General features: G+C 57.4%; 8 protein-coding genes. 4 read left to right on the forward strand and 4 right to left on the reverse strand.

The window, feature by feature from the left end; all coding sequences use genetic code 11:
- Window positions 1-24: 24 nt before the first annotated feature.
- The 3 genes from J1781_RS03800 to J1781_RS03810 are packed head-to-tail and all read left to right on the forward strand — an operon-like array spanning window position 25 to window position 2,307.
- A complete protein-coding gene (locus tag J1781_RS03800; RefSeq protein ID WP_238483245.1) occupies window positions 25-855 on the forward strand; it encodes an amino acid ABC transporter ATP-binding protein in 831 nt (276 codons plus the stop codon).
- Entirely contained in the window at window positions 852-1,625 is a 774-nt protein-coding gene (locus J1781_RS03805; RefSeq protein WP_217233231.1) for an amino acid ABC transporter permease, read from the forward strand. The genes J1781_RS03800 and J1781_RS03805 overlap by 4 nt, the downstream gene beginning before the upstream one ends.
- Window positions 1,615-2,307 (forward strand): amino acid ABC transporter permease, encoded by a 693-nt coding sequence (locus J1781_RS03810; protein WP_129951405.1) that lies wholly within the window; start codon window positions 1,615-1,617, stop codon window positions 2,305-2,307. Before J1781_RS03805 ends, J1781_RS03810 begins: the two co-directional genes overlap by 11 nt.
- Here the strand turns inward: J1781_RS03810 and J1781_RS03815 are convergent.
- Genes J1781_RS03815 through J1781_RS03830 form a run of 4 tightly spaced genes read right to left on the reverse strand, consistent with a single transcriptional unit; the run spans window position 2,278 to window position 7,381 of the window.
- Complete coding sequence (locus J1781_RS03815; protein ID WP_129990651.1) at window positions 2,278-3,909, reverse strand: dipeptide ABC transporter ATP-binding protein; 1,632 nt, start codon at window positions 3,907-3,909, stop codon at window positions 2,278-2,280. The genes J1781_RS03810 and J1781_RS03815 overlap by 30 nt on opposite strands.
- Window positions 3,906-4,745 (reverse strand): ABC transporter permease, encoded by an 840-nt coding sequence (locus tag J1781_RS03820; protein WP_238483246.1) that lies wholly within the window; start codon window positions 4,743-4,745, stop codon window positions 3,906-3,908. The genes J1781_RS03815 and J1781_RS03820 overlap by 4 nt, the downstream gene beginning before the upstream one ends.
- Window positions 4,742-5,737 (reverse strand): ABC transporter permease, encoded by a 996-nt coding sequence (locus J1781_RS03825; protein WP_129951403.1) that lies wholly within the window; start codon window positions 5,735-5,737, stop codon window positions 4,742-4,744. Before J1781_RS03825 ends, J1781_RS03820 begins: the two co-directional genes overlap by 4 nt.
- A 21-nt stretch (window positions 5,738-5,758) precedes the next feature.
- A complete protein-coding gene (locus J1781_RS03830; protein ID WP_129951402.1) occupies window positions 5,759-7,381 on the reverse strand; it encodes an ABC transporter substrate-binding protein in 1,623 nt (540 codons plus the stop codon).
- Window positions 7,382-7,688: 307 nt separating this feature from the next.
- On the opposite strand from J1781_RS03830, the gene J1781_RS03835 reads away from it, so the two are divergent.
- On the forward strand, window positions 7,689-8,984 hold the full coding sequence (locus J1781_RS03835) for an NtaA/DmoA family FMN-dependent monooxygenase (protein WP_217233232.1): 1,296 nt from the start codon (window positions 7,689-7,691) through the stop codon (window positions 8,982-8,984).
- Window positions 8,985-9,010: the final 26 nt, after the last annotated feature.

Consider the following 9,010-nt stretch of genomic DNA (forward strand, 5'->3'; position numbering starts at 1 on the left):
TTTGTTTTATGCAAGGTAAGACACATGCAGCAGGACACTATCTCAACCGCAGCATCGCCTGCGGTTTTTTCACATTCACCGGCCGCTAAAACCGCCGCCGTCGAATTTCGTCAGGTCAGTAAATCTTTTGGTCCGCATGAGGTGATCCGCAACGTCGATTTGCGTGTGGACAGCGGCGAAGTGGTGGCCGTTTGCGGGCCTTCCGGTTCCGGCAAATCCACCCTGATCCGCCTGATAAACCAGCTTGAATCCGTCACCCGCGGTGAAATTCTCATCAACGATCAGCCGGCGCAAAACCTCAAAGGTGCGGCATTACGCCAGTTGCGCACACATATCGGTTTCGTGTTTCAGCAGTTCAATCTGTATGCGCATCTCACTGCCGAGGACAATGTCAGTCTGGCGCTGATCAAAGTGCATGGCTGGAAGAAAAATGTGGCACGCGAAAAAGCACGGGCATTGCTCGGGCGTGTCGGGCTGGGGGATAAAGCGCTGCATTATCCTGATGAGCTTTCGGGAGGACAGCAGCAGCGCGTGGCGATTGCCCGTGCGCTGGTCACCGATCCGGGCATTATTTTGTTTGATGAACCGACATCAGCGCTCGATCCGGAAATGATTGGCGAAGTATTGCTGGTGATGCAGGAGCTGGCGAAAAGCGGCATCACGATGATCGTGGTAACGCACGAAATGAGCTTCGCCCGTGAAATTGCCGACCGGGTGATTTTTATGGACGGAGGCGAAATTCTTGAACAGGCACAGCCGGAAGATTTCTTCCTGCGTCCGCAGCACCCGCGTGCGCAGCGGTTTTTGCAGAAAGTATTGTTTCCGCTGCATCCGCAGACAGGAGCAGGGCGATGATCTGGCATCCTGACTGGGCGGGTGTGCTGAGCGGCCAGCCGTTGCAGTGGATTATCTCCGGCTTTCTTACCACGCTGTATGTCAGCCTTGCGGGCAGTCTGATCGCCACGTTACTGACAGTGCTGCTGATCGCGCTGCGTCTGAGCGCGTCACGTATTGCCCGCGGCGCAGTGGCGGCGTTTGTTTCTGTTTTCAGGAATACGCCGTTGCTGGTGCAACTGTTGTTCTGGTATTTCGCCGCTTACGGCGCGTTGCCGCAAAGCTGGCGTTTTTACATCGGCGACAATCATCCGTGGGCGACGTTTCCGGGCAACATTTCATGGCTGACGCCGGAATTTTTGTGTGCCGCCTGGGGGCTGGCGCTGTTCACGGCGGCGTTTCTGGTGGAAGAAGTGCAGGCGGGTCTGAATTCCGTGCCCAAAGGCCAGACTGAAGCGGCGATTTCGCAGGGGTTCAGCCGCAAGACATTGCTGCTTTCCATTCTTTTGCCGCAGGCGCTGACCAACGCCTGGCAGCCAGTCACCGGTCAGTATCTGAATCTGATGAAGCTTTCCTCGCTGGCGACCGGCATCGGTTTTTCGGAACTGACGTATCAGGTCAGTCAGATTGAAAGCTATAACGCACACGCCTTCGAAGGGTTTGCGGTCGGAACATTGCTGTATCTGGCGCTCGGGCTGTTCCTCGGCGGGCTGATGACGGCGTTTGGTCCGAAACGTCCGCAGCGCAGGCCGCAGGCGGCAATGACGGAGGAAACCCGCGATGGAATTTGACTGGTCTGTTTTGCAGGATAATTTCACTTATCTGCTGTGGGGAAGACTGGCCGACGGTGAGCCGGGCGGGGTGTTGCTCACATTAATCATGGCGGCATCGGCGGGCGTTCTGGCGTTACTGGCCGGGGTGCTGATGGCGGCACTGGCGTGGCGTTTCGGCGGCCGGACGCGAAAAATCCTGTTCATCTGGGCATCCTTTATCCGCGGGATCCCGCTGATTTTCGTGATTTTCTGGCTGTATTTCCTGCTGCCGGTGGTGTTTGGCGGATCGATTCCCGGCCCGCTGACGGTGATCCTGGCACTGGCCTGGTTTACCTCGGCGGCGGTGATGCATTCGACGCTGGCGGGTCTGGAAGCCTTGCCGCGCGGGCAAACCGAAGCGGGGATCGCGTCCGGCATGAGCTACGGCAAGGTGCTGTTGTTCGTGTTACTGCCGCAGGCATGGCCGAACCTGTTGCCGTCATATCTCGGATTGCTGATTTCGCTGGTGAAAGATACGTCGCTGGCGTTCATCGTGAATGTGCCGGAGCTGACCACCGTGGCCGGGCAGGTCAATAACCGGGTGCAAATTTACCCGGCGGAAATCTTCCTGTTTGTCGGACTGATGTATTACCTGCTGTGCGCGTCGCTTGCTGCGTTAGCCGGTAAAGCCTTACGGCGTCGCCGCCGTTTGCACACCTAAACCCGCCGACGGCAGCGCGTGGATAAGCTGCCGCGTCCACGGATGGGCAGGGCGGTGAAACACATCATCGACCTGCCCGTGCTCCACCACGCTGCCGTCTTTCATCACCATTACCCGGTCAGCCAGATGATGGACTACACCTAAATCGTGCGAGATAAATAACAGCGCGGTACGGTGCTCGGCCTGCATTTTTGCCAGTAAGTCCAGCACCTGGGCCTGAACGGAGACATCCAGCGCACTCACCGGCTCATCGGCCACCAGCAGCGCCGGATTCGGGGCAAAGGCGCGGGCAATCGCCACGCGCTGACGCTGGCCGCCGGAAAGTTCGCGCGGATAACGGTGCAAAAAACTGTCGCCCAGCTGCACTTCATCGAGCAACTGCCGGATGCGGTTGCGCCGCTGTGCGCCAAAAATGCCTGCATTGTCGAGGCTTTCGCCGATGATTTTCTCCACGTTATAGCGCGGGTCAAACGAACTCAGCGGATCCTGTGCAATCAGCTGAATACCCCGGCGTCGCAGCCTGCGCTGCGCTTCCTCAACCTGGCTCCAGCGGTGTCCCTGGATGTTAATGGTGCCGGAAACCGGTTCGGTCAGCCCGAGGATCATGCGGGCCAGTGTGGTTTTCCCTGAGCCGGATTCGCCGACAATACCCAGCGTTTCTCCGGCAAACAGGTGCAGACTGACGTGACTGACCACCGTTTTCCCGGCGTACTCTTTGCTGAGATTACTGGCTTCCAGTACAGGATTTTGCGTTGAGATATTGCGCACAGGCAGGGGGACGCCACGCTGACCGGAGAGCTGCAAACCGCGCGTTGCCGGGCTTGGAACCGCCGCCAGCAATTGTTGCGTATACGGATGATCCGGTGCGGTCAGCAGTTTTTCACCGGGGCCTTCTTCGACCACTTTCCCCTGATGCATCACCAGAATGCGGTCCGCCAGTTGCCCGACGACCGCCAAATCGTGGCTGATCAGCAGCAGGCTTTGGCCGTTGTCACGCCGCTGCTGCAGAAGATCTAAAATCTGCTTTTGCACTGTCATGTCCAGGGCAGTGGTGGGTTCATCGGCAATCAGCAAAGAGGGATTTCCGGCCAGCGCGCTGGCAATCAAAACACGCTGGCGCAAACCGCCGGAAAGCTGATGCGGATAGGCACCGAGGCGGTTTTGCGCATCGGGAAATCCCACCGATTTTAGCGAAGCGATCACCTGTGCACTGAGTGTCTTCGGATCGGTCTGGCGGCTGGCAGTGAGCGCATCGCGAAGTTGTCGTCCAATCTGTCGCAGCGGATCGAGTGAGACCAGCGCATCCTGCAATACATAGCCAATCTGGCTGCCGCGAATTTTACGCCAGCGTCGCTGGCTCGCGCCGAGCATGTCTTCGCCGCCGATCATAAAACGATCCGCAGTAATACGCGCTTTGTCATCCTGCAAGCCAAGCAGGCTGCGCGCCGTGACCGTTTTCCCCGAACCGGATTCACCGACAAATGCAATGGATTCACCGCGCCGGAGTTGCAGATTCAGCCCGCTGACCGCCGCTTTCTCACCACCCGCAGACGGAAAGAAAATCGACAAGTTTCGGATATCAATAAACAGTTCGCTGCTCATGGGCGTTTTCCTTCAAAAGTCGCCTGCCAGTGACGCCCGAGGGTATTCACAGAAATGACGGTCAGGGTGATCGCCACACCCGGCCAGACACCAATCCACCAGGCATTGCGCAAATAATTACGGCCTTCGGCCAGCATCAGCCCCCATTCGGCGGTCGGCGGTTGCGGCCCCATACCGAGAAAACTCAGCCCGGCGGTGCCGATAATTGCTGTGCCCAGCCCGAGCGTAGCCAGCGCCGGAACGTGCGCAATGGCGTGCGGCAAAACGTGACGCCAGACCAGCACATGACGTTTCAGCCCCAGCGTGCGGGCCTGTTCGACATAACCGGAAGACATCACCACGAAGGTCTGTGCCCGCACCACGCGGGTGAAGCGAGGCACCGAGGCCACCCCCAGGGCGAAGATAAGATTGGTGGTGCCGGGGCCGGTAAACGCGATCAGCATCAGCGCCAGCAGCAGATCGGGAAAGGCAGAAACCACGTCCACCGCGCGGCTGATCAGTTCATCCGCCGGTCCTTTAAACAAGCCTGCCAGCAGGCCGAGCAGGCTGCCAATACTCACTGCCACGGCCATCGCCGCCAGACTGATCAGCAGGGAATAGCGGCTGCCATAAATAATGCGCGCCAGCACGTCGCGGCCAAGCTGATCGGTGCCCAGCCAGTGCCCGGCAGAAGGGGGAAGCTGCGCATTGACCGGATCGGCATTTAACGGGTCGTGATGGGTCAGCAAACCGGGGAAGACCACCGCCAGCAGCACCAGACATAAAAAACTGGCAGCCAGTAAATAGCCGGCGGGAAAGCGGCGTGTGATGCGCCCGGACATCAGAAACTGACTCATGGATTTTCCTCTCCGGCAGCGGGTGCGTCGCGCAGGCGCGGATCGATAAACAGGTACAAAATGTCCACCAGTGTGCTCAGCACTACGTACACCAGTGCCGAAAAAATCGCCACCGCCAGTACTACCGGCAAATCTTTACCCAGCACGGCATCGACGGTAATTTTGCCCAAACCCGGACGGCCAAACACCTGTTCAGTGATCACCGCACCGCTGAGCAGACCGCCGATCAGCCAGCCGGTGAGGGTGACGGCTGGCAGCGCGGCATGGCGCAGCGCATGGCGTAAACGGATAACGGTGTTACCCAAACCCCAGGCGCGCAGCGTCAGAACAAAAGGTTCATTGAGTGCATCTTCCAGCCCGCGCCGCAGCACCTGCGAAACGACAGCGCCTTGTGCCAGCCCGAGTGACAACGCCGGTAACACCAGTGACGAAAAACTGCGGTCACCGGCGACCGGAAACCAGCGCAGGGTAAAGCTGAAGATAAACAGCAGCACGATGCCAAGCCAGAAAGAGGGCGTAGAGGCCAGAATCAGTTCCACGCAGCCGGCGATACGCTGTCCCCAGCGACGGTGCGCGGTAGTGACCGCCATCAGCACGGCAAAGACCAGGCTGACCACCAGCGCCAGAGCGGTGAGTTTCAGCGTTGGCCACAGTTGCGATAACACCAGTGAACTGACGTCCGTATTAAGCAGGTACGAACGGCCAAAATCGCCGTGCAGTACCCGCCACAGGTAATGCAGATATTGCAGATACAATGGCTGATCCAATCCCCATTCAGCGCGGATCGCCGCCTCAATCGCCGGGGTGTGCACCTGTTCGCCCATCAGTAAACTGACAATATCGCCCGGCGCGAGGTAAACGCTGATAAACGACAAAGTGACCGCCGCCCAGAGTACCAGCACGCCGGTGAGTATCCGCCGGGTGATCCGCCCGCCCCATGACGGTTTGGCCTTCGGCCTGCGGGGTGAAATAAATGCAGTTTCAGCCGACATGTGCTGACTCCTTACTTCTGATTAATGCTTGCTCAGCCAGACGTCATAGGCATTTTCCGGCATCTGTTTGAACGGCCTGAAGCCGACACCGTGGACGTAAGCCGCTGCCGCAATCTGGTCTTCCGGCTCGTAAAGCGGGATCGCCAGTGCCTGCTGCAACACCGCGAAATTCTGCAACTGGCCGTAGAACGTTTTGCGCTGTGCATTATCCTGCGTCAGCGACGCGCCTTTGAGCAGCGGAATGATTTCCGGCGCATCGGTGCGGCTGTAGTTGATTGAACCGCCGCCCTCGACCGGCAAATAGTGGTTTTCAATATCGATGCCGTCGGTATCCGTATTGGAGTTAGCAATCGAGCCAAACTGACCGGTTTTGCGCACTTCGGTATAGGTCCCGGAATCGACATAACGAATTTTCAGGTCGATGCCCAGGCGTTGCCGTGCCTGCGCCTGTATTGCCTGTAACAGCACATCACGCTGATCGCGCACCGTTGCCTGTGCCTGAATGATTTCAATGCGCAGGGGCTGGCCGTCTTTGGTGCGGATACCGTCAGCCCCCCTGGTTTTCCAGCCTGCGTCATCAAGCAGTTGGTTGGCGAGGGTCGGGTTATTGCCGTATTTACCGCTCAGGCTGGCGTCATACAGCGGATCCACCGGTGATGTAATGCCCCAGACGCGGGTGCGTTCGCCGCGATAAATCGACTGCAAGATCGGGGAAATATCCAGCCCCTGTAAAATCGCCTGACGGACATTCACATCCTGTGTCGGGCCATATTTCACATTAAGAAACAACGAATAAGGCGTGCCGGTATTGAGTGCGTGCTGGTAAGAGAAATCAGGATTATCTTTGAACTCACCGGCATCGTTACCCGAAACGCCTTCAATGACATCCACCTGGCCGGAAAGCAGAGCGCCGGTGCGCACTGACGATTCAGGCAGGAAACGGTAAGTCACCCCCTCGAGATACGCCGCGCCCTGATGTTTAGCATTGGCTGATGCCCAGTGGTAAGCGGGGTTACGCACATACTCAATCTGCTGGCCTTTCTCATAGCGTTTCAGAATAAACGGGCCGGTACCCGCGATGTCGGTGCCTCCGGATTTCAGCTGCGGCGAAGACCAGGAAGAGGGCGAAATCAGCTTCAGACCGGCAGCAAAGGACAGAAACGGACTGTAAACATCTTTCAGCGTAATGCTGACGGTGTGTGCATCCGGCGTAGCGACGCTGGCGATTCTCCCGGCCAGCGCACAAATACTCGACCCTGCGCAATACGCCGGATCTTGTGCATGACGGAAGTTTGCGGCGACGGCGGCGGCATCGAATTTTTCTCCATTGGAGAATTTCACGTCATCGCGCAGGGTAAACGTATAGGTTTTGCCGTCGCCAGACACGTTATAGCCGGTGGCCAGCCACGGGATATACGAACCGTCCGGCTTGCGCGCTAACAGTGATTCATAAGCGACGCGCAGGATCAGCTCGGCTTTTGACTGGCCGTTTAACTGCGGATTGAGCGTATTAGGTTCAGTTTCCACGCCCCACGTCAGTGTGCCACCTTGTTGCGGTTGTTCAGCTGCATACAGCGGCTGGCCGGAAGAGAGCACTAACAGCGCGAGCGCAGAGAGAGAACGAACGTGAACAGAGGATTTCATACATTTCCCGTCAGATGATAAACCGTGAATTATTCAAATAAACTCAACCTGTAACGCCGCTTTATTCCGGGCGGCTTGAGGGATTATTAATGTCACGTTGCTAAGTTGTAAAATCACAATATTTGCTTTTCAGAAACAATAAATGACTTAAGGGGTTTCTATGGCTTAACCAAGAGGCGAAATACCGGCTTATCTCATTTGAGGGTAATAAAATGCTTTTTTCTTCGTGGTGTAATCAGCGGCGGTCTCTATTTTTAACGCAGGCAATTTAAACGCAGGCAGTTATGTGCAGATAAAGGAGAGCAGCTTGACGAATACATCCCGCAGACGCTTAAAGACCCTGGTTGGGGCAGGAAGCGTGATCCACGCCTCGAACGATACCCGCCGCCAGACGGGTATTTCACGTGCCATCACGCTGGCTAATATCGCAGAAAGAGAAAAAATCACCGGGCTGTTTACGGCCGATTTATTACAGGCTGATCCTGACGGGCTTTCCGGCCTGACCGGGAGTCAGGATCCGCTGATAACCCTTGCGGCGCTGAGTCAGGTCACGTCACAAATCGGTCTGATAGCCACGGTTTCCACCACCTATCAGCATCCGTATAATCTGGCGCGGCTGATCGGCACGCTTGATCACGTCAGCGGCGGGCGTGCGGGCTGGAACGCAGTAACGTCTTCAGTCGGCGAAGAGAATTTCGGCGATGTCCGGCTGCCTGCGCCTGAAGTGCGTTACGCCAGAGCCACAGAATTTATTGAAGTGATTAACGCGCTGTTCGATGCCAATCAGCCGGATGCCGTGGTGCGCAACAAAAGCGGCGGGGTGAGTATAGATCCGCGCAAGCTGCATCCGATCAATCATCACGGGGATTTTTTCCGCGTCCAGGGCCCGCTGAACGTTCCGCCGCCGCCGCAACACCGGCCGGTACAGTTTCAGGCCGGGCAGTCAGAAGAAGGGCTGAAACTTGGCGCGAAATACGCGGAGGTGATCTACACCTCGCAACCCACACTGGAAGACGCCCGGGCCTTCGTGGAGCGCGTTCATCATCATGCTGATGCCTTCGGACGACATGAAAACCGGCCGCTCATCATGAACTCGCTCCACTCGGTCATCGGCTCAGGTCCTTCTGATGTGGCGCGCCGGTTGTTCGAAAAACACGAGCGTATTGATTATCAGCAGGGGCGTCTTAAAGTGGCGGATATGCTGGGCGGTGACATTGATTTGCGCGACCTTGCGCTGGATCAGCCCGTTCCGCTGCGGTTGTTACCGGATGTCGAACAGATAAACCGCCGTCGCGGCCGGGCAGAGATTTTTAAGCGTTTTGCCTTGCAGGGGCTGACGCTGCGCGAACTGATCATACAGGCGCAGGAAACCGGCCACTGGTTTGTCGCCGGTACGCCGGAACAGCTGGCCGACGCCATCGAAGAACGCTACCGCGCCGGTGTGCTGGATGTCATTTCCCTGCATGGCCTCGGGCAGGTGGATCAGGAAGACTTGCTGATCAACGGCCTGTTGCCGGAGTTACGGAAAAGGAAACTTATCGATACCGAATACGGGGAAGAAGATTTCAGGGGGAATCTTGGATTAGCATCCAGACTGCCGTAGATCAAGGTCGTGGGCGGCGAGCCCAC

Source organism: Rahnella perminowiae, assembly GCF_019049695.1.
Classification (GTDB): domain Bacteria; phylum Pseudomonadota; class Gammaproteobacteria; order Enterobacterales; family Enterobacteriaceae; genus Rahnella; species Rahnella perminowiae.

Excerpts from the sequence above, each read along its gene's own strand:
- J1781_RS03805 (WP_217233231.1), top strand. The coding sequence starts at position 852 with ATGATCTGGCATCCTGACTGGGCGGGTGTGCTGAGCGGCCAGCCGTTG.
- J1781_RS03825 (WP_129951403.1), bottom strand. The coding sequence starts at position 5,737 with ATGTCGGCTGAAACTGCATTTATTTCACCCCGCAGGCCGAAGGCCAAA.
- J1781_RS03820 (WP_238483246.1), bottom strand. The coding sequence starts at position 4,745 with ATGAGTCAGTTTCTGATGTCCGGGCGCATCACACGCCGCTTTCCCGCC.
- J1781_RS03815 (WP_129990651.1), bottom strand. The coding sequence starts at position 3,909 with ATGAGCAGCGAACTGTTTATTGATATCCGAAACTTGTCGATTTTCTTT.
- J1781_RS03800 (WP_238483245.1), top strand. The coding sequence starts at position 25 with ATGCAGCAGGACACTATCTCAACCGCAGCATCGCCTGCGGTTTTTTCA.
- J1781_RS03810 (WP_129951405.1), top strand. The coding sequence starts at position 1,615 with ATGGAATTTGACTGGTCTGTTTTGCAGGATAATTTCACTTATCTGCTG.
- J1781_RS03830 (WP_129951402.1), bottom strand. The coding sequence starts at position 7,381 with ATGAAATCCTCTGTTCACGTTCGTTCTCTCTCTGCGCTCGCGCTGTTA.